The organism is Mesorhizobium intechi, from assembly GCF_002879535.1.
Taxonomy (GTDB): domain Bacteria; phylum Pseudomonadota; class Alphaproteobacteria; order Rhizobiales; family Rhizobiaceae; genus Mesorhizobium; species Mesorhizobium intechi.
In genome coordinates this window covers 1-19,704 of sequence record NZ_PNOT02000320.1, presented here as the reverse complement: position 1 = coordinate 19,704, position 19,704 = coordinate 1, and the positions used below count along the sequence as shown (strand labels likewise).

At 63.2% G+C, this 19,704-nt stretch carries 20 protein-coding genes; 7 read left to right on the top strand and 13 right to left on the bottom strand.

Annotated features, from left to right (window positions below; translation table 11 throughout):
* Positions 1 to 56: 56 nt before the first annotated feature.
* Both C1D09_RS27230 and uxuA read right to left on the bottom strand, forming a co-directional pair.
* Complete coding sequence (locus tag C1D09_RS27230) at positions 57 to 1,496, bottom strand: FAD-binding oxidoreductase (RefSeq protein WP_143977151.1); 1,440 nt, start codon at positions 1,494 to 1,496, stop codon at positions 57 to 59.
* Positions 1,497 to 1,892: 396 nt separating this feature from the next.
* Positions 1,893 to 3,077: a mannonate dehydratase gene (gene uxuA / locus C1D09_RS27220; protein ID WP_143977149.1), complete on the bottom strand. Its 1,185-nt coding sequence runs from the start codon at positions 3,075 to 3,077 to the stop codon at positions 1,893 to 1,895.
* A gap of 100 nt (positions 3,078 to 3,177) precedes the next feature.
* On the opposite strand from uxuA, the gene C1D09_RS27215 reads away from it, so the two are divergent.
* Positions 3,178 to 3,963: an SDR family NAD(P)-dependent oxidoreductase gene (locus C1D09_RS27215; RefSeq protein WP_143977148.1), complete on the top strand. Its 786-nt coding sequence runs from the start codon at positions 3,178 to 3,180 to the stop codon at positions 3,961 to 3,963.
* A 22-nt stretch (positions 3,964 to 3,985) separates the two neighbouring features.
* Here C1D09_RS27215 and C1D09_RS27210 read toward each other — a convergent pair whose 3' ends face one another.
* A complete protein-coding gene (locus C1D09_RS27210; protein WP_143977147.1) occupies positions 3,986 to 4,600 on the bottom strand; it encodes an alpha-ketoglutarate-dependent dioxygenase AlkB in 615 nt (204 codons plus the stop codon).
* A 9-nt stretch (positions 4,601 to 4,609) separates the two neighbouring features.
* On the opposite strand from C1D09_RS27210, the gene C1D09_RS33905 reads away from it, so the two are divergent.
* The 4 genes from C1D09_RS33905 to C1D09_RS34130 all read left to right on the top strand — a co-directional run bounded on the left by C1D09_RS33905 (position 4,610) and on the right by C1D09_RS34130 (position 6,665).
* Positions 4,610 to 4,939: a KTSC domain-containing protein gene (locus C1D09_RS33905; RefSeq protein ID WP_246135891.1), complete on the top strand. Its 330-nt coding sequence runs from the start codon at positions 4,610 to 4,612 to the stop codon at positions 4,937 to 4,939.
* An 80-nt stretch (positions 4,940 to 5,019) separates the two neighbouring features.
* Positions 5,020 to 5,985 carry an SDR family oxidoreductase gene (locus tag C1D09_RS27200; RefSeq protein ID WP_143977146.1) on the top strand — a complete coding sequence of 322 codons (966 nt, stop codon included), beginning with the start codon at positions 5,020 to 5,022 and terminating at the stop codon, positions 5,983 to 5,985.
* Between the two features lie 183 nt (positions 5,986 to 6,168).
* A complete protein-coding gene (locus C1D09_RS27195) occupies positions 6,169 to 6,486 on the top strand; it encodes a plasmid stabilization protein (protein WP_143977145.1) in 318 nt (105 codons plus the stop codon).
* Positions 6,487 to 6,542: 56 nt separating this feature from the next.
* Positions 6,543 to 6,665, top strand: a complete 123-nt coding sequence (locus C1D09_RS34130) for a hypothetical protein (RefSeq protein WP_281288649.1) — start codon at positions 6,543 to 6,545, stop codon at positions 6,663 to 6,665.
* Between the two features lie 52 nt (positions 6,666 to 6,717).
* Here the strand turns inward: C1D09_RS34130 and C1D09_RS27190 are convergent, their stop codons facing one another.
* From C1D09_RS27190 to cyoA, 9 genes are all read right to left on the bottom strand, one after another.
* Positions 6,718 to 7,980: a DUF763 domain-containing protein gene (locus C1D09_RS27190; RefSeq protein ID WP_143977144.1), complete on the bottom strand. Its 1,263-nt coding sequence runs from the start codon at positions 7,978 to 7,980 to the stop codon at positions 6,718 to 6,720.
* A gap of 101 nt (positions 7,981 to 8,081) precedes the next feature.
* Positions 8,082 to 8,690 carry a cysteine hydrolase family protein gene (locus C1D09_RS27185; protein ID WP_143977152.1) on the bottom strand — a complete coding sequence of 203 codons (609 nt, stop codon included), beginning with the start codon at positions 8,688 to 8,690 and terminating at the stop codon, positions 8,082 to 8,084.
* 316 nt (positions 8,691 to 9,006) lie between these two features.
* On the bottom strand, positions 9,007 to 9,543 hold the full coding sequence (locus tag C1D09_RS27180; protein ID WP_167514771.1) for a response regulator transcription factor: 537 nt from the start codon (positions 9,541 to 9,543) through the stop codon (positions 9,007 to 9,009).
* On the bottom strand, positions 9,533 to 10,885 hold the full coding sequence (locus C1D09_RS27175; protein ID WP_143977142.1) for an ATP-binding protein: 1,353 nt from the start codon (positions 10,883 to 10,885) through the stop codon (positions 9,533 to 9,535). Before C1D09_RS27175 ends, C1D09_RS27180 begins: the two co-directional genes overlap by 11 nt.
* Positions 10,882 to 11,697, bottom strand: a complete 816-nt coding sequence (locus tag C1D09_RS27170; RefSeq protein WP_143977141.1) for an SURF1 family protein — start codon at positions 11,695 to 11,697, stop codon at positions 10,882 to 10,884. Before C1D09_RS27170 ends, C1D09_RS27175 begins: the two co-directional genes overlap by 4 nt.
* Complete coding sequence (cyoD, locus tag C1D09_RS27165) at positions 11,694 to 12,071, bottom strand: cytochrome o ubiquinol oxidase subunit IV (protein ID WP_143977140.1); 378 nt, start codon at positions 12,069 to 12,071, stop codon at positions 11,694 to 11,696. The genes C1D09_RS27170 and cyoD overlap by 4 nt, the downstream gene beginning before the upstream one ends.
* Positions 12,068 to 12,694, bottom strand: coding sequence for a cytochrome o ubiquinol oxidase subunit III (gene cyoC / locus C1D09_RS27160; protein ID WP_143977139.1), 627 nt, complete (start codon positions 12,692 to 12,694; stop codon positions 12,068 to 12,070). The genes cyoD and cyoC overlap by 4 nt, the downstream gene beginning before the upstream one ends.
* 9 nt (positions 12,695 to 12,703) lie before the next feature.
* A complete protein-coding gene (gene cyoB, locus C1D09_RS27155; protein WP_143977138.1) occupies positions 12,704 to 14,701 on the bottom strand; it encodes a cytochrome o ubiquinol oxidase subunit I in 1,998 nt (665 codons plus the stop codon).
* A 10-nt stretch (positions 14,702 to 14,711) separates the two neighbouring features.
* Positions 14,712 to 15,890, bottom strand: coding sequence for a ubiquinol oxidase subunit II (gene cyoA, locus C1D09_RS27150; RefSeq protein WP_143977137.1), 1,179 nt, complete (start codon positions 15,888 to 15,890; stop codon positions 14,712 to 14,714).
* 213 nt (positions 15,891 to 16,103) lie between these two features.
* Here cyoA and C1D09_RS27145 point away from each other — a divergent pair, with 213 nt between their 5' ends.
* The gene (locus tag C1D09_RS27145) at positions 16,104 to 17,426 is read left to right on the top strand and encodes an MFS transporter (RefSeq protein ID WP_143977136.1); all 1,323 of its coding nucleotides are present in this window, start codon (positions 16,104 to 16,106) and stop codon (positions 17,424 to 17,426) included.
* On the opposite strand, the gene C1D09_RS33320 is transcribed toward C1D09_RS27145, so the two are convergent.
* A complete protein-coding gene (locus C1D09_RS33320; RefSeq protein WP_167514770.1) occupies positions 17,423 to 17,578 on the bottom strand; it encodes a hypothetical protein in 156 nt (51 codons plus the stop codon). The two genes, C1D09_RS27145 and C1D09_RS33320, sit on opposite strands and share 4 nt — an antisense overlap.
* Positions 17,579 to 18,139: 561 nt before the next feature.
* Here C1D09_RS33320 and C1D09_RS27140 point away from each other — a divergent pair.
* Positions 18,140 to 19,704: SpvB/TcaC N-terminal domain-containing protein (locus C1D09_RS27140; RefSeq protein WP_167514769.1), on the top strand; the 1,565-nt coding region annotated here is incomplete at its 3' end.

Genomic DNA, 19,704 nt, shown 5'->3' with positions numbered 1-19,704 from the left:
CGAAAGCCCACGCCTGTAGCGGAGGCGTGGGCTTTCGTCACTGCCATGCGGGCGGCTCAGGCGGCCCGCTGGCTTTGTTTCGGCCGCACATTCTGGTTCATGCGGAACAGGTTCAGCGGGTCATAGCGCTGCTTGATCTCCAGAAGCCGCTGGTAATTGCCGCCATAGGCCGCTTCCACCCTGTCGACCTCGTCCTCAGGCATGAAGTTCACATATGCCGTGCCGGCGGCATAGGGCTTGGCCGCCTCATAGAGGCTGCGCGCCCAGCCGATGCAGGCCCTGTCCATTGCCGGTTCGCGCCAGCGGGCATGAACATTCATGACGAAGTGCGAGTTGCGTTGCGGAAATGCCGTCGCGTCCCGCGCCACACGGCCGGCCGCACCGCCGACATGGCCAATGAATATCTCGCATTCCGGGCCAGGAAGCTCACGTATCGCTTCGGTGACAACCGCAACTGCCCTGTCGGAGAGCTCGGTGAAGTCATGGCTCTTCCAGTAGTTGCGGGCGCCGGGGGCGAGCAATGGGTCGAATGCCTGTTGCCAGCCGGCGAACGGGTTGGGGCCGACGACATCGGCAATCGGCGAGCCGATGGCGCGAAGCTTCTTTGTCGCCTTTTCACCTGCCTGGAGATCACCGCAATAGCACATGGCCAGCACCAGAACATCCTTGCCGTGCCACTCGGCCGGCAGGAAGGGCAGCGGCGGCGCTTGCCGCATGACCACCCAGCAGGTCAGTTCGTCGGGCGCTGTTGCGAGCGCGTTGCGATACTCCTCCAGCACCTTCTCGGCATCGGCGAAGGGATGCACGACAAGCCCCGACAGAACCTGCGGACCCATCTGGTGGAGCTGAAACTCGAATGCCGTGACAATGCCGAAATTGCCGCCGCCGCCACGCAATGCCCAGAACAGGTCCGGATTTTCCGTCTGGCTGGCGCGCAGCAACTTGCCGTCGGCGGTGACCACGTCGGCGGAGACAAGATTGTCGATGGTCAGGCCGAATTTGCGGGTGATCCAGCCAAAGCCACCGCCCAGAGTGAGCCCTGATATGCCGGTGGTCGAATTGATGCCGGTCGGCACCGCCAGCCCAAAGGCCTGCGTTTCGCGGTCGACATCGGCGAGCGTGGCGCCGGGTCCGACCCATGCCCGCCGTGCGGCGGGATCGACCCGCACCGACTTCATCGGCGACAGATCGATCATCAGGCCGCCGTCGCAGACGGCGCTGCCGGCAATGTTGTGGCCGCCGCCGCGCACGGAGACGAGAAGCCTGTTTTCCCTGGCGAAATTCACGGCACGGATGACGTCGGAGGCGCCGACGCAACACACGATCAGCCCGGGCCGCCGGTCGACCGTGGCATTCCAGATGGTGCGGGCTTCGTCGTAGGCCGCGTCCCCCTGCTGAAGCAGTGTGCCGCGCAATTGTGCCGCAAGCGTTTCGATGGTGGCGGCGTCGACTGTCGTCTTGCCGCGATCAAGCGTGGTGAGGCTCATGCTATCCATGGTTTCCTCCCGATTTGTTTATGAGCCGATCTCCTTCAAACGCCTTCAATTCTGCTCTTATATTAGACATCGCGCAAGTTATGCCAGACGGTGGGCCGCCGCTTGGTGCGCATCAATGGCGGTGATCACCCGAAGGTGGCTTGGCCGACGCCGCGAAGCATTCCGGAGCAACTGACGGCAACGATGGATGGCGGAGAAAAAACCTGGCGGGCATGTCACACTGGCAGTGTCTCGGCTCGATGGTGCGGCCTTCCTGCTGCACGATGTGTTCGGGGTCGGGTTCGACGAGGTCGCGGCCTGGTTGCGCACGCATGGCTCGAAGCGTGTCGCGTCGGTTTCATCAACGGATTGCCGGGGTTCGTCACCCTGGAAGCCGATGGCGAACTCCCGACCAGGTCAGGCCAGCCCGAATTCCTCCACGGCACGCATGATGCCACGCAACTCGGCGAGGCCTTTCAGCCGGCCGATCAGCGAGTAGCCTGGATTAATCCTCTTCTTGCCGATGTCGTCGGCGAGCAAGTGGCCATGGTCCGGCCGCATCGGGATGCGCCAGTCGGCACGGCCCTCCTTGCGACGGCGTGCCTCCTCCTGCATCAGAGCGAGGATGACATGCGCCATGTCGGTGCCGCCCTCGAGATGCTCGGCTTCATAGAACGAGCCGTCCTCCTCGATCGTGATGTTGCGCAAATGGACGAAATGGATGCGGTCGGCGAATTCCTTGACCATGGCGACGATGTCGTTGTCGGCGCGCGTGCCGTAGGAGCCGGTGCAGAAGGTCAGCCCATTGGCCGGGCTGTCGACGGCATTGAGAATGAAGCGCGCATCCTGCGCGGTCGAAACGACGCGCGGCAGGCCATAGAGCGAAAAGGGCGGGTCGTCGGGATGGATGCACATGCGCACCCCTTCCTCTTCCGCCACCGGAATGATCTCGCGCAGGAACCAGGCGAGATTGTCGCGCAACTCCTTCGGCCCGATCCCATCGTATTCGGCCAGGGCCTCGCGAAAGCTGTCACGGTTGTAGCTGCGCTCGGTCGCCGGCAGGCCGGCGATGAGGTTGCGCTCGATCTGATCGATATGCTCTGACGTCAACGCCTTCAGCCGCTTCTCGGCTTCGGCGATTCGCGCCGGCGTATAGCTGGCGGCGGCGTTCTTGCGCTGCAGCACGAAAAGATCATAGGCGGCAAAGTCGATGGCATCGAAGCGCAAGGCGTAGCCGGTGGTCGGCAGACGATACATGAGGTCGGTGCGCGTCCAGTCCACCACCGGCATGAAATTGTAGCAGATTGTTTCGATGCCGGCCTTGGCGAGCGTGCGGATGCTGTCGCGGTAGTAGCCGGCGTAGCGCTCGCGTTCCGGCGCGCCGATCTTGAAGGAATTGTGGACCGGGATGCTCTCGACCACCGACCATGTCAGGCCGGCGGCCTCGATGATCCGCTTGCGCTCGAGCACATCGGCTTCGGGCCAGGTGCTGCCATCGTAGATGTGGTGAAGCGCCGAAACCACGCCGGTGGCACCAGCCTGCCTGACATGATCGAGCGTCACCGGATCATCCGGACCATACCAGCGCCAGCACTGTTCCATTGCAACTTTCCTTTTTGCGAAAGACCGGCAACCTATTGTTTGACTACGATGAGTGTCAAACTCAGAACCGGGTTTTGTCGCGCATGAAGGAGCTCCTGCGATGAAGGATTTCGACGGCAAGGTGGCATTGGTGACGGGGACGACCGGCATCGCGCTCGCTACCGCAAGGCGGCTGGCGCAGGGAGGTGCGGCGATCGTCGCTTGCGGCATCGACATGGCCGCCAATGCCGCCATGCGCGAAAGCCTTGCCAAGGCCGGAGCGGATGCACTGGTGCAAACGCTCGACGTGTCCGTTTCCGATCAGGTTCGCGACGCGGTGGCGGCCGGCGTCATGAGATTTGGCGGCATCGACATCATCGTCAATTCCGCCGCGGTCCATCCCTACGGAACCGCGACGACGACCGATTGGGAAACCTGGAACCGGGCGATGACGGTCAATGTCGGCTCGATCTACCTGACCGCCCATTTCGGAATTCCGGAAATGATCAAGCGCGGCGGCGGCGCCATCGTCAACGTCGCCTCGGTGCAGGGCTTCGCCTGTCAGCAGAACGTCGCCGCCTATGCCACGACCAAGGGGGCCATCCACACGCTGACGCGCTCGTTGGCGCTCGACTACGCGGCAGCAGGCATAAGGGTGAATTCGGTCAGCCCGGGCTCGATCCGCACGCCGATCCTGGAGAAAGCCGCGCGCGGCGACCACGGCAGCGATGCCGATGTCGAGGAAGCCTACAAGCGCTTCGGCGCGGCCCATCCGCTCGGCCGCATCGGCGAGCCGGAGGAAGTGGCGGAATTGATCGCTTTCCTGTGTTCGTCCAAGGCCAGCTTCTGCACCGGCGCCGATTACAGGATCGACGGCGGCCTGACCGCCGGCATCGGCGTCAGGTAGAGCCGCGGCGATCGGCTTGATCTCAGAGGTTTTGAGACCGCAGTGTCCGCAAGGTGATCGAGTAGCGATGCTCGGCAACCGGCGGGATGCTGTGCTCCCACTCCGTGCGCGAAGGTCCCGTCATGAGATAGGCCGATCTTGGCTCGACGACGATGGTCCGGCGATCCCATCCGTCACCGCTCTTTCGCCGCAACCGGAAACTGCAGGGCGCCAGCAACGAAACACCGGCAACATCCTCGAAATGCGGCTTGTCGCGATGCCAGCCAATGCCGGCGCCAGGCCGGTATTCATTGATCAGCACCTGCGCGAAAGCATCGACAGGCCGGCGCGCAAGGGCCGCGACCTTGTCGCGCACAGGCAGCAGGAAGTCGGGGATCGGCAGCGCCTCGACCACTTCGCGCCGGTCATAATCGTAGCGCAGACCAAACCCGACGACACGCCGGTTTGCCAGATGGCCATGGAAATCGAACGCCTGGAACGGCAGTCCCTCGAGATGCCGGGCGAGTTCGGTCTCCTCCTGCGGCGTGATCAACCCGGGCTGGTAGGCAAAACCTTCGGGCAGATCCTGCCCGGCACCAAAGAGATCATGCTGGAATGCCGGAGTGCGGCCGGTGGCTTTCGATTTGAGCGAGGACATCCCGCCTAGATGGTGAGGGCCGAGCCGCAGGGCAATATCGAGCTGTGCTCCCCGTGCGCGGCAGATAGTGCAGTGGCAAAGGCAGGGAACCGGACCATTTCTGGCGAATTTATCTGGCTGAGCAGTCAGGTTGCCAACATGCCGTCGACCGCGATCCGAAATACACAATACGATCCCGCGACCAGAACCCTCTCCGTCTGGTTCGTGCCGAGCGGCCATCGCTACGACTATGCGGACGTTGCCCCAGCAACCTACGCCGCCTTCAGGAAGGCCGCCTCGAAAGGCCGCTTCTTCAATGAATTCATCAGGGATCACTACAGCTACCGACGCGTGGCATGACGCCGGCGGCATGATCGTCTTTTTGCGCAAACCTTTTCGTCCGACGCGCGTTGTTCTTCCTCGAAGCCGAGGAGACAGCCATGCAAAGCAAGACAGCAAGCGAAGCCGCCAAGCAGCGTCACATCCAGCGTGGCATCGATGCCAGGGACAAATCGAAAGGCAACGGCAAGGGCCAGCACGCCATGCAGGCCGGCGCCCGAAAATATCCCGAGCCACCCTTTCCCGAGCAACACCATCCCAAGCCGGGGGATGAATGGGCGATCGACCCGGCGCCGCTCTACGATGCGCCGTTCTACCTCGGATCGAAAAAGCTCGATGACAAAGTCGCTCTCATCACCGGCGGCGATTCCGGCATCGGTCGTTCGGTGGCGGTTCTGTTCGCCCGCGAGGGCGCCGACATTGCGATTGTCTATCTGGCCGAGGACAGGGATGCCAAGGCGACAAAATCCGCCGTCGAGGCAGAGGGACGGCGCTGTATCCTGGTGAAGGCCGACGTCAGTAAACGCGACCAATGCCGCAACGCGGTGGCGCAAACGGTCAAGGCGTTCGGCCGCATCGACGTGCTGGTCAACAACGCGGCATTCCAGATTCATTCGAGCGAGTTCGCCGAACTGACCGAGGAGCATTTCGACACGACGCTGAAGACCAACCTCTACGGCTATTTCCACATGGCACAGGAAGCCGTCCCGCATATGAAGCCGGGTTCGGCCATCATCAACACCGGTTCGGTCACCGGCATAGACGGGTCGAAGGCGCTGGTCGACTACTCCATGACCAAGGGCGGCATCCATGCCTTCACCCGCGCCCTCTCCGGCAATCTTCTCGCCAAGGGCATAAGGGTGAACGCGGTTGCACCGGGTCCGGTATGGACCCCGCTCAACCCTTCGGACAAGGAAGCCGGTGACGTTTCGAAGTTCGGCGCGGATACACCGATGAAGCGGCCGGCGCAGCCGGAAGAACTCGCACCGGCCTATGTCTTTCTCGCCTCGCCACATTGCTCGAGCTACATCACCGGCGAGATATTGCCCGTGGTCGGCGGCTACTGAGGCCCGTGCAATGTAGCCGCAAGCGTGTGCTTGATGCAGTACGCCGCCGCTACACGGCTCCCGCCACGGCACCGGAAGACTAGCGCGCAACGCGTCTGCTCTGCCTGTTGATGAGTTTTCAGGCATCGGTGGAACCCACCCGGCGCCTTCACGTTCAGACGCTGTTCAACAGGAGATACGGCCATGCCACGAGGCAACAAATCGAAATACACCGACAAGCAGGAACGCAAAGCCGACCACATTGCGGAAGGCTATGAGAAGCGCGGCATCTCGGAGAAGGAGGCCGAACGCCGCGCTTGGGCCACGGTCAACAAGGATGATGGCGGCGGCAAGAAGGAAGGCGGCTCCGGGCGCGGCAAGCACACCGGCCACCCGGCGGCCCACAAGGGCGGCAAGAGCGGCGGCAAGGCGTCAGCCGCATGCCCACCTGCAAGTCGGTCGGAATCGGCGAGGAAGGCCGCGGCAACGCGCAAGCGGAATGCCGAGCACCATGCCCATTGACGTCGAACAAACGCCCTTGGTCTGTCCTGACAGACCAACATGATGAGGGCACAGGCATGAAATCTTGGCTCGTCGACGAGGCCGGCGACAGCGAACGTTCGTCGTGGTGGTCGACCCCGGCGCAGAAGCATTCGCCGCTCTGCGCCGCAGGGGACGTCTGGAATTGGGCGTTGCGTTGATCGATCCGGAGGGTTGATTTCGAGCCCGACTGCGGAGTTCAGCCTGCCTCTGTCATGCCTTCTTGTCCAACTCCGTCGGGGCCTTGTCCGGGGGCGGCTCCCAGCCAAAGACGCTGCGGCCGCCGAGCAGGTGCGACTGGTCGAATTCGCCGGCAACGATTTCCTTCAGGCTGGGGCCGGTGACATATCGTTCGACCTGCCGTGACTGATCGTCGAGCCGCCGCAGCGCGCCGATTTCTTCGTCACGGCCAAGCCTGGCTTTCTGCACCGCGGACTTCAGCACGCCGATCGTCTCGTCATAGACCTTCAGCGGAACGGGGAACGGGTGCCTGTCCTTGCCGCCATGGGCGAGTGAGAACCTGCCGGGATCCGAAAACCTGCACGGCGCGCCATGCACCACTTCGGTGACCAGCGCCAACGCGCGCACCGTGCGTGCGCCTACGCCAGGAACCAGGAGAAGGTCGGAAAAGTCGGCCGGGCCACGTTCGGCGGCAGCGGCCATGTTTCCATGCAGGCGGCGCATGACGATATCGCTTTCGCGCACATCATGGTGAGCCGGCATGATCAGATGCGGCAGCATCGGCTGTTCCGGAGCCGCCGCTGTGCCCGCATCCAGGGCAGCGAACTCCCGCAGGATGCGGTCCGGGCCGAGGTCCTGGAGCAGGTCCAGCTGTCCCTGGCGCGAGGCCTCGGCACGATGATCGGTCAGGTTGACGATCTGGCCCTGGTTGGCGCCCTCGATGGCGGCGTGCGGCTGATCGACGAAACTCTTCAAACCTTCGGACAGCCAATGGTAGCGGCGCGCCACCTTGCTGTCGCCGTTCATGCCTTGCTGCACCACCACCCAGTCGCCGTCGTCGGTGACGATGAAGCCGTGCAGATAGAGATCGAACCCATCCTGGACGGCGGCACTGTCCACCTTGGCGACAAGCCGGCTGACGGTTGCCAGGCGATGTCCGTCGAAGCCGATGCGCTCGCCGATGGCGGCCAACTCATGCGGAGTTTTGCGCGAGTGGGCGCCGCGGCCGCCGCAGACATGAATGCCGAGTTCGCCGGAAAGCGGCGTCAGACCGCGTTTCAAGGCGCCGACGACGCTGGTCGTGATGCCGGACGAGTGCCAGTCCATGCCCATGACGGCACCGAAGGACTGGAACCAGAAGGGATGCGCCAGCCGCCGCAGCAGCTCGTTGCGGCCGTAGTGATGGATGATCGCCTCGCACATCACGGCGCCAAGACGCGTCATGCGGTCGCCGAGCCATTTCGGCACGCGTCCGCCGTGAAGTGGAAGATCAGCACTGCCCGATCGTTGCGCCAATTCCGTTGCCTGTTCCGATCTCTGTCTTGTCTCGACAGATAGGTATCCGAGCCCGCGCGAAGAAGCACCTGATCCTTCTGCCTCCTCGACGCCTGGTGACATCAAGTCCAGTTCGAAAGAACCGTCTCCATCTCGACCGTTTCGACCTGCTGCGCGAAACGTTGGTGGTAGACGGTGAGCAGGGCATCATGCGTTGCATCGGAAGAACTGCACAGCGCGTCCGTGACGAGAACGACACGGTAGCCGAAATCGATGGCGCCGAGCACCGTGGCCAGTACGCACACGTCGGTTTCGCCGCCGGTGATCACTAGCGTATCGATCTCGTGATCCATCAGGAAGGCTCTGAGACGGCCTTCAAACCAGGGCGAATAAATATGCTTGTCGATGACCGCCGCCGGCGGACAGCAAGCAGCCAATGACGGCAACAGCTCGACCATTTCAGGACCGATATTGTCGATCGCCATCGAAGACCAGCGCTCATAGTAGCGCTTCCACGCCCCGACACCCTGCCCCGCCTTCTGCGCGGGCAGGAAGCGCGTGAAGACCGTCTGTTCCGCCCGTCGTTCAACGAGCCTCTCAATCTGGGGGAGGACACGCGTGATCCAGGGCGTCGCCCACGGCGACGGTTCGGCGAACAGCCGCTGCATATCCACGCAGACATGCATGCACCCGCGACCCAACGGCCCGTATGCCAAGCCCGACACCGACATCAAGGCATATCCGGCTGGCGGTATCTTCTCATGGACTTCTCCCATTGTCGTCCGGCACATGGGAACGTCATAGGCCAGGACTCGTTCCTGAGGGACCGGCGCCAACCAACGCGATTGGTCGAGTCGTTCGGCCTGTGGATCGCCGCTCGGCCCGACCGACGACGCATCGCCCAACCAAATAGCGATGCGTGTCGGCACGTTCGACGATCCGGCCTCGTTACAGCCCCACCACAATTATGGATCGAGCCAGCCGCTTATCCGGGTCTGCCGCGGAATAGACCTGCCGCACCACGACCCTGAAGAACGAGGATCGAGCCTACCTCACCACGCGTTTCTCGAGCTTGCGGGCCAAAGTGCGCCGATGCAGACCGAGCCGGCGCGCCGTTTCGGAAATGTTGAAGCCGGTCTCGACGAGCGTCTCGTGGATACGTTCCCATTCGAGGTTCTTGATCGAGGTGGGACGGCCGCTCAGCGAGACCGAAACATCGCCCTCGGCCCGGCCGAAGGCGGCTTCGATGTCATCGGTGTTGGCGGGCTTGGCCAGGTAATGACATGCGCCAAGCTTGATCGCCTCGACCGCCGTGGCGATGCTGGCGAAGCCGGTCAGCACGACGATCCTCATCGACGCGTCGCGGGCGCTGAGCAGCTTGACGCATTCCAGCCCGGAGCCGCCGGCACCAAGCTTGAGATCGACGACGGCGTAGGAAGGGACCGCAGTTTCGAGGGCGCCGAGCAGCTCTTCCCTGCCGTGGCAGACCACGACGTCGTAGTCGCGCTTTTCGAAGGAGCGTTTCAGCGTCTTCGCGAAGGTGGCGTCGTCCTCGACGATAAACAGGGATCGATCAGGCCTCATGATCATCTCCATCGGTGAGCGCCGCGAGCGGCAGCGAAAGCGTAACACAGGCGCCCTGCTCCATGTTGCGCGCCGAAAAGTCGCCTCCCAGCTTTCGAACCACGTTGACGACGAGGAAAAGGCCAAGGCCGCCGCCCGGCCGTCCCTTGCTCGACATATAGGGCTGACCGAGTGCGGCCAGAATACCCTCGTCAAAGCCCAGTCCGCGGTCACGCACCGAAATCACCAGTTTCTCGCCCTGCCGCTCGGCAGCGACCCCGACCCACTCCTGCGATGCCTCCAGAGCATTGTCGAACACATTGAAGATGACCTGCTTCAGTGCCGTATCGGAGACAATCTGCTCATCAGGTTCGAACTCGTTCTTGTACTCCAGATTGAGCGGCTGGCGGCTGACACACCATTCCTGGACCAGATCGTCAAGGAAATGGCGGATGCCGGTGCGGATCGTGCCCTCGCCCCGTGCCTGCCCCGACGACATCAGGATGCCCGAGACGATGCTTTTGCAGCGTTCGATCTGCGCCTGCATTTCGGCGACGTCCCCGGCCAATTCGCGGTTTCGCGCGACGCTGCGCATCTGGCGCCAGTCGGAGAGGATGACGGAGATGGTCGACAGCGGCGTGCCCAGTTCATGCGCGGCACCGGAGGCCAGCAGGCCCATGCGAACGATGTGATCCTCCTCGGCCGAGTGCTGGCGCAGATCGGCGAGATAGGCGTCGCGCTCGCGCAGATTGCGGTTGATACGCGTCATGAAGATGACGATCAGGCCGGCCGCCAGCACGAAGCAGATGAACATGCCCCTGATATGCAAGGCCAGCAGGTCGCTGCCGCCGTGATGCGGAATGGCGATCGGCTGGAACTGGAAGGTGAGGAAGACGAAGCAGGCGGAAGCGGTGGCCACCAGGCTCCAGGTGGACCAGGGTGTCAAAAGCGCGGCGCCAAGCGTGATCTGCAGCAGGTAGAGCGAGACGAACGGGTTCGAGGCACCGCCGCTGAGGTAAAGCTGGGTCGTCAGCGCCGCCATGTCGAAGATGAGCGCGACGAACAGCTGCGCGTTGCTGATCGGCCGCTGGCCGCGCAAAGCGAGCAGACTGAAGGTGTTCAGCCCGACCAGGAAAAGCACCACCCCGGCCATCTCCCCCAGCGGCAGCGGAATGTCGAACCAGTATTGCGTCACCAGGATGGTGAGCACCTGACCCGCCACCGCCAGCCAGCGCAGCTGGATGAGCAGGAGCAGGTTCTTCCTGTTCGCCGCGTCGGGATCGGGGGTCGCGCCGTTCCTGCCCGCAGACGATACGGCCGCGAAGGATTTGTCGTTGCGAAACGTTTGCGTCGGGGCGGTCATCGTGCCGGTCCTCGCCGCCAGCGGGCGCCGATGATCGGCGCGGCCAGGGCCGCGGCGAGCATCGCAGCGAGTGTGAACCAGGTCAAAGCATAGACGAGGTGGCTGTTGCGGAAAGTCACGACCGTCAGGCCGCCGCGCGGCCAGCCGCCGGATGCATCCGCATCGACGAAATAAGGGGCGACGTCGTTCGTCAGACCGCGCGCGGCCGCGATGGCGGCGACGTCGCGCGAGTACCAGCGATTGCCCGCCGCATCATTGCTGCGCAGGAAGCCGCCACCCGGCTCGCTCATGCGCAACAGGCCTTCGATGACGGTCGACGAACCGAGGCCGCCGCTTTCTTGTTGGAACTCGGCCTTGCGCTCCTGGGGAATGAAGCCGCGGTTGACCAGCACGATGAAGCCACGGTCGGTCCGCATCGGCGTCAGCACCCAATAGCCGCCGCCAAGCTCCGACACCGCCTGCACGAGCGTGTTCTTGCCACCCAAAAAGCGTCCGGCCAATCGCACATGGCTATACTCGTCTCCGGCCGCGGTCATGCCACCCCATGCCGCCGGCGCTGGCGCATCGGCAACCGGCGCATGGATGCGCTGGTCGACGCGGGCGATCAGGTCGAGCTTCCACACCCGCCTTTCCAGCTGCCAGATGCCGAGCCCAACAAACACCAGGACGCCGAGGAGCCCAAGCAATGCGAGAAAGAGCCGCGACGCGGACGACCTGCCGGCGTCCCCCCCTGGCGCGGCGGGCGAGCTGATCTCGGCCTGCCCGATCCTTACTTCGACAATGGTCTTCCCCGCGCCCGGCGTCGGGCTCATGGCATCTCGCGCATGTCGTGAAGTCCCGGCATCATGTTGGCATTGAGGTGGTACATCACCCAGAGCGAGCCGGTCAGCACGATGACGACCAGGATCAGCGTGAAGATCAGCGCCAGCATCGACCATCCGCCCTCCGAGGCGGTGTTCATATGCAGGAAGAAGACCATGTGGACGACGATCTGGACGACCGCGAAGGCCATGATGACGATGGCCGTGGCCTGCTTGTTGTCGATGACGCCGCTCATGACCAGCCAGAACGGAATGGCGGTCAGGATCACCGACAGGACGAAGCCGATCAGATAGCCTTTGAACGATCCATGCGCGGCTCCGCCATGGGCGTGGCCGTGACTCTCGGCATGATCATGAGCGCTCATCGCAACATTCCCATCAGATAGACGAAGGTGAAGACGCCGATCCAGACGACGTCGAGGAAATGCCAGAACATCGAGAGGCACATCAACCGGCGGCGGTTGGCTTCGGTGAGGCCGAACCGGGCGACCTGCGTCATCAGCGTCACCAGCCAGACGATGCCGAAGGTGACGTGCAGCCCGTGCGTGCCGACCAGCGTGAAGAAGGACGACAGGAAGGCGCTGCGCTGCGGCGTGGCCCCTTCATGGATCATGTGTGCGAATTCGTAGAGCTCGATCGACAGGAAGGCCAGGCCGAACAGGCCGGTCACGGCAAGCCAGGCTTGCGTTGCCGCGACACGCCCCTTGTCCATGGTCAGCATGGCAAAGCCATAGGTGATCGAGGACAAGAGCAGCATGGTGGTGTTGACCGCCACCAGATCAAGATCGAACAGGTCCTTTGGCGCTGGCCCCGCCGCGTAATTGCCGCCGAGCACGCCATAGGCCGCGAACAGCATGGCGAAGATCAGGCAGTCGCTCATCAGATAGAGCCAGAAGCCGAGCATGGTGCTGCTGCCTTCGGCATGCGCATGCTCTTCTTCCAGGTGGAAGACCGGTCCGGTACCGGCCGTGGTTGCACTCGAAGCCATGCTCGAACCCTAGCCCTGGGCGGCGAGGAGCGTCGTCCTCGCCTCCTCCGTCTGCGTGACCTCGGCAGCCGGAATGTGGAAATCGCGGTGATAGTTGAAAGTGTGGCCGATCGCGGTGGCGATCAGGCAGACGAAGCTCAGCGCCGCCAGCCACCAGATGTACCAGATCAGGCCGAAGCCGAGCGCCACGCTGAAAGCGGCCAGGATGACGCCGGTTCCGGTATTGCTCGGCATATGGATCGGCTTGAAGCCCGAGAGCGGCCTGACGTAGCCGGCCTTCTTCATGTCCCACCAGGCGTCGTTGTCGCGCACGACCGGCGTGAAGGCGAAGTTGTAGGCGGGCGGTGGCGAGGACGTCGACCATTCGAGCGTGCGGCCGTCCCAGGGATCGCCGGTCGGATCGGTCAGAGCCTCGCGTTTGCGGATGGAGACGAAGATCTGGATCAGGAAGGCGGCGATGCCGGCAGCGATCAGCACCGCGCCGAAGGCGGCGATGACGAACCATATCTGCAGCGAGGGATCGTCGAAGACACGCATGCGGCGCGTGACACCCATCAGGCCGAGTATGTAGAGCGGCATGAAGGCGAACCAGAAGCCGACCACCCAGCACCAAAAGGACACCTTGCCCCAGAACGGATCGAGCCTGAAGCCGAAGGCCTTGGGCCACCAGTAGGCGATGCCGGCGAACAGGCCGAACAGCACACCGCCGATGATGACGTTGTGGAAATGCGCGATCAGGAACAGGCTGTTGTGCAGCACGAAGTCCGCCGGCGGCACGGCAAGCAACACGCCGGTCATGCCGCCGACGACGAAGGTGAGCATGAAGGCCACCGTCCACATCATCGGCAGTTCGAAGCGGATGCGGCCGCGGTACATCGTGAACAGCCAGTTGAATATCTTCGCTCCCGTCGGGATCGAGATGATCATCGTGGTGATGCCGAAGAAGGAATTGACGCTGGCGCCGGAGCCCATGGTGAAGAAGTGGTGCAGCCAGACCAGATACGACAGGATGGTGATGACCACCGTGGCGTAGACCATCGAGGTGTAGCCGAACAGGCGCTTGCCGGAGAAAGTGGACGTGACCTCGGAAAAGACGCCGAACAGCGGCAGGATGAGGATGTAGACTTCCGGGTGACCCCATATCCAGATGAGGTTCACATACATCATCGGGTTGCCGCCGAAGTCGTTGGTGAAGAAGTTGGTGCCGACATAGCGGTCGAGCGCCAGCAGCGAGAGCACTGCCGTCAGCACCGGGAAGGAGGCCACGATCAGCACGTTGGTGCACAGCGACGTCCAGGTGAAGACAGGCATGCGCATCATCGTCATGCCGGGCGCGCGCATCTTGATGATCGTGCAGATCAGGTTGATGCCCGACAGCGTGGTGCCTACGCCCGCCACCTGCAGCGCCCATATGTAATAATCGACGCCGACATCCGGACTGTAGCCGATGCCGGAGAGCGGCGGATAGGCGAGCCAGCCGGTACGGGCGAATTCGCCGAGGAACAGCGACGCCATGACGAGGATGGCGCCGCCGACCGTCATCCAGAAGCTGAAATTGTTGAGGAACGGGAAGGAGACATCGCGCGCGCCGATCTGTAGCGGCACGACGAAGTTCATCAGGCCGGTGACGAAGGGCATCGCCACGAAGAAGATCATGATCACGCCGTGCGCGGTGAAGATCTGGTCGTAGTGATGCGAATTGAGGTAGCCCTCGGAACCGTTGAAGGCGATGGCCTGCTGCAGGCGCATCATGATGGCGTCGGAGAAGCCGCGCAGCAGCATGACCAGGCCGAGCACCATGTACATGATGCCGATCTTCTTGTGGTCGACGCTGGTGAACCACTCGCGCCACAGATAGGTCCACAGCTTGAAATAGGTGATCGCTGCAAGAAGGGCGATGCCGCCGAGCGCCACCGCGACGAAGGTGGCGACGACGATCGGCTCATGCAGCGGCAGCGAGTCCCAGGTGAGACGGCCGAAAATGAATTTGGTCAGCGTATCGGGCATCGGCTGTCTCTCACAATTCGCGCCGCAGCAGGCCGAGCGACGGCGTGTCCGCCTCGGCGCGACGGCTCTCGGTCCCGGGCCTCAGCAGCCCTGCCCCGCGCAGCGGGGAAAGATTCCTGGCCGGCCAATCCGCCGGCGTGGCATCGCTGGCCGCGCGCGCCGCAGCCGCCTCCTCGGCCGTGCAGATGCTGGCGACATAGGACGGATCGTTGCCGAACACCGCGCCGCGCCGGGCGAGCTTGTCGTATTGCAGCGGCAGCGTGTTGCGCACACCGGCAAGACCGAGACCGCCCCTGGCGTCGATCGACATCATCTCGTTCATGCACATCTTGCCGCGCTCGACGCACAGATTGAGGATAGCGCCATAGAGGTCGGGATCGATGGAGGCATAATGGCGGACCGGCTCGTTCTCGCTCGGCTTTTCGAGTTCGAGATAGTTATCGCGGCTGAGCGCCGCCGACGCGGCCCTGGCCTGCGCCACCCACTGGTCGAAAGCCTGGTCGGACAGGCCGTGGAAGGCAAAGCGCATGCCGGAAAAGCCGGCGCCGCTGTAATTGGCCGAGAAGCCGCTATAGGCGCCCGGCCGGTTGATGACGGCGTGCAGCTTTGTCTCCATCCCCGGCATGGCATAGATCTGCCCGGCAAGGGCCGGAATGTAGAAGGAATTCATCACCGCCGACGAGGTGATACGGAAGTCGATCGGCTGGTTGACCGGCGCCGCCAGCTCGTTGACGGAGGCGATCCCGTAGTCCGGATAGATGAAGAGCCATTTCCAGTCGAGCGCCACGACCTCGACCCGGAGCGGCTTGTGCGCTTCAGTGACCGGCTGGCCGGGCTCGATGCGGTCGATCCGGCGGTAGGGATCGAGCAGATGCGTGCCGAGCCAGGTCAACGCGCCAAGGCAGATGATGATGAGCAGGGGCGCCGCCCAGATCACCAGCTCCAGCTTCGTCGAATGATCCCAGTCGGGAGCATAGGTCGCCGCGGTGTTGGATTGCCGATAGCGCCAGGCGAAAAAGACCGTCAGCGCCATGACCGGCACGATGATGACCAGCATCAGCAAGGTCGAGACCACGAGCAGGTCGCGCTGCTGGGCCGCGACATCGCCGGCGGGCGCAAGCACGACCAGATCGCAGCCGCTCAACAGCCCGGCCAGGGGGAACAGAAGCAAGGCTCCAAATCGTTTCATCAAACGCTGCCCTCGATGGACCGCCGCAACCGTCATGTTGCAGTGCGGTATCGATCAAGGGCTACTGCTCGCGGCGCTGTGGTGACATTGGACAATTTGTCCAATGCCCAGCAGGCATGGCTTTGGCGCAGTGTGCAGTGCACAATGGAACCCTTGGGGAATCCCCGGAAGTAGGTTCCGGACACTTCATTCCACGCGGTGGCGACGGATAAGATGGCTCAAACTTCGACTGCCGAAACGAACAGCGAGCTGATCGGCTCGCATCATGGCCAAGTCAGCGCGGGCGATATCGCGGTCGGCGTGATCGTGGGCAGGACGTCGGAATTCTTCGACTTCTTCGTCTATGCGATCGCCTCCGTCATCGTGTTTCCCAAGCTGGTGTTTCCGACGCACGACCCGCTCGTCGGCACGCTCTATTCCTTTTGCATCTTCGCGCTGGCCTTCGTCGCGCGCCCCTTCGGCTCCGTGCTGTTCATGGCCATCGATCGCGCCTATGGCCGCGGCGCGAAACTGACGATCGCGCTGTTCCTGCTCGGCACGTCGACCGTCGCCATGGCGTTTCTGCCGGCCTATGGCGACATCGGAGCGGTCGCGGTGTGGCTTTTGGCGCTTGCCCGCATCGGCCAGGGGCTGGCGCTCGGCGGAACCTGGGATGGACTGCCCTCGCTGCTGGCGCTGAACGCGCCGCAGAACCGACGCGGCTTCTATGCCATGATCCCGCAGCTGGGCGCGCCGATCGGCCTGATCGTGGCAAGCTCCCTGTTCGCCTTCTTCGTCGCCAACCTGTCGGCCGACGACTTCTTCTCCTGGGGCTGGCGCTATCCTTTCTTCGTCGCCTTCGCCATCAATGTCGTGGCCCTGTTCGCCAGGCTGCGCATCGTCGTCACGCCCGAATTCTCGAAATTGTACGAGAGCGGGGACCTGCAGCCGACGCGCATCAGGGACACGATCCGGGCCGAGGGCCACAACGTCGTCATCGGCGCCTTCGCGCCGCTGGCGAGTTTCGCCCTCTTCCACATGGTCACGGTGTTTCCGCTTTCCTGGGTGTTCCTGTTCACCAATGAGGGGCCGGCACGCTTCCTGATGATCGAGGCGGTGAGCGCGCTGTTCGGCATCGCGGCCATCGTCGCCTCCGGGCCACTGGCCGATCGCATCGGACGCCGTGCGCTGCTCGGCGGTTCGGCGATCGCCATCGCGACCTTCAGCGGCTTTGCCCCACAGCTCCTCGACGGCGGCGCCGTCGGCGAGGCGCTGTTCATGGTGCTGGGCTTCATCCTGCTGGGGCTGAGCTTCGGGCAGTCGTCGGGCGTCGTCGCCTCGAGCTTTTCGCGGCAGTATCGCTACACCGGCTCGGCGATCACCTCGGATCTGGCGTGGATGTTCGGCGCCGGCTTCGCGCCGCTCGCCGCCCTGCTGCTGGCCGGCAATTTCGGCCTCATCGCCGCCGGCGCCTATCTGCTGTCGGGTGCTGCCTGCACATTGCTGGCCCTGTGGATCGACGGGCGCCGTCCGGCCGCGGACCGTCAGCCCGACTAGTCCCGTTTCGGGATCTGGGTATCCTCGAGCAGAAGCGTCGGCGCCATGGCGACGCAATAGAGCGCCGCCACCAGATGAACATCACGTTGAAACCACTGGAATAATGGCGAGCACCACGCCGTGGTGCCGATGGCCAGCAACAAGCCGTCCATAATGCGACGTCTCTTCCCTTAAACCGACTGCGCATGGCGGATGCCAGGGGACCGAGGACCGACGACGGCGCGAACACCGCCGAACTGTAGTCCTGGTATTTGGCGCGGTCGCGGCCCGAACAGTTCACCGATCATGAAAGGCCGAGAGACCATCAGGCCGCCGCCGCCGATGCCTTGCGATAGAGCCGTTGGAAAGTTGCCCTGCCGGCCTCGGCTAATGCCAAGTGCGGCGCCCGACACGATGAAATTCTTCGCCGCCTTTCCATGCCGGCGATTCAGCGCGATGGAGCGCGATGGAGCGCGATGGAGCGCATCAACCGAAAAGATCCGTCTAACACTCACTGAGCTTGCTCAGTGTTCTTTTCTCCTCAGAAAAATAAGTCTGTGGATATTGGCTTTGCAACCAGAGCGCGCCGTATCCGCCAAATGAAAGGTGAGCAACGATAAGCAACTTGGCTCGGGGGACTCATGAAACGGTTGCTTGTTGGCGCGGCAGTGCTTGCCGCGAGTGTCGTCGGCGCGGATATTTCTTCCGTCTCTTATATTAGCCAAAGTGCAGGAATGGCAGCACTTGCGCAGGAGAGCAAAAGCTCTTCCGCGGCTGCCGGAAATGCTGCCGCCGGTTACGGCAATGGCGGGGCGGCGCTGGGCGCCGGCGGACAGGCCGCGGGCAGCCCCTCGAGTTCGCCGTCGGCGCAATCAACCGGAGATGGTTCATCGGGAACCGGCAGCCCGGATGCCGCGGCCAAGGTCGGCGTCAAACCGGCCGATGCCAAGGCCGAGGACGGCACCAGCACCACGGATGGCACCAAGGGCGCCGACGGCAAGACGACCGCGACGAAGGCAGCCGGCAAGGCGACCAAGGCCAACGATAGCGAGGCCGCACCCGAGGAGCCGACGGCGCAGGCTGTGGCGGCCGCGACCACGACGACCGACAGCGGCGATCCAGAAGCCATCGGCACGCCGAAGGTGGATCTGCCAAAGGCCGCCGGCAACGGCAATCTCGGCTACTCCATCGCCATCGATGCGCCGGCGTTCCATGGCATCGAGCCGCGGATCGCGCTGAACTACAATTCCTCGCGCAAGACCAAGCTCGGCGGGTTATACCAAGGCTGGCTCGGCTATGCCTGGGGCCTCGACGGCTTCGACGTCATCGAACGGGCGAGCCCCGGCTATGGCATGCCGGCCTATGACGCCAACGACATCTATCTGCTTGACGGCCAGGCGATGGTGACCTGCGTCGCCGGCATGGTCTCGCCGTCCTGTTCGACCGGCGGCACGCATGCGACCGAGAATGAGAGCTATCGCCGCATCGCGCTGAACAGCGCCACCAATGAATGGAAGGTGACGGACAGGGACGGCACGGTCTCGATCTTCCGCTCGGTGGCGGCGGTTGCCGGCATCACCGTTTCCCCGACCAATCCGGATGGGCACGGCGGCACCGTTCCTAACCCAGCCTATGACCTTGCCTATAACTACCGCTGGCTGCTGACCTCGGTCACCGACACCAACGGCAACAGTGTCGCCTACAGCTATTATTGCCCGGCAAATCTGGTCTGTTATCCGCAAGGCATCAGCTACAACCGTACGGCGATCGGCTTCCAGTTGGAGACGCGGCCCGACACGATCCTGATGGGCAACGGCCGCGACATCTCCGAGACCAATCTGCGTATCAAATCGATCACCATCTGGGTCAACAATGTCGTGCGCGGCGCCTACAAACTGACCTATGATCAGGCGCCGTTCTCCAACACCTCGCGGCTCACCAAGGTCACCCGTTACGGCACCGATGCGACCTTCGCCTCAGACGGCACCATCACCGGCGGCACCGCGAAGGTCATCGCCCAGATGACGTATCAGAATACGGATGGGGTGTATTCGACTGTCAATACATCGGCGTTGAAATCCCAGCCGTACGTCGACGGAGGCGGGGCCCTACAGGTTGGCGATCTAGATTTTGACGGTCGGGATGAATTATTCGGCGATTTTCTAAAAACAACTTACAACGGTGGCGGCCACAACGGTTCTCCAAGTACTACCTTTTCCAGAACAAAGAAACTGATAAAATTCTTACAAAATGGAACTCCAAGCCCTGTAATTTCATTCTCACTCGGAGGAAATACGAT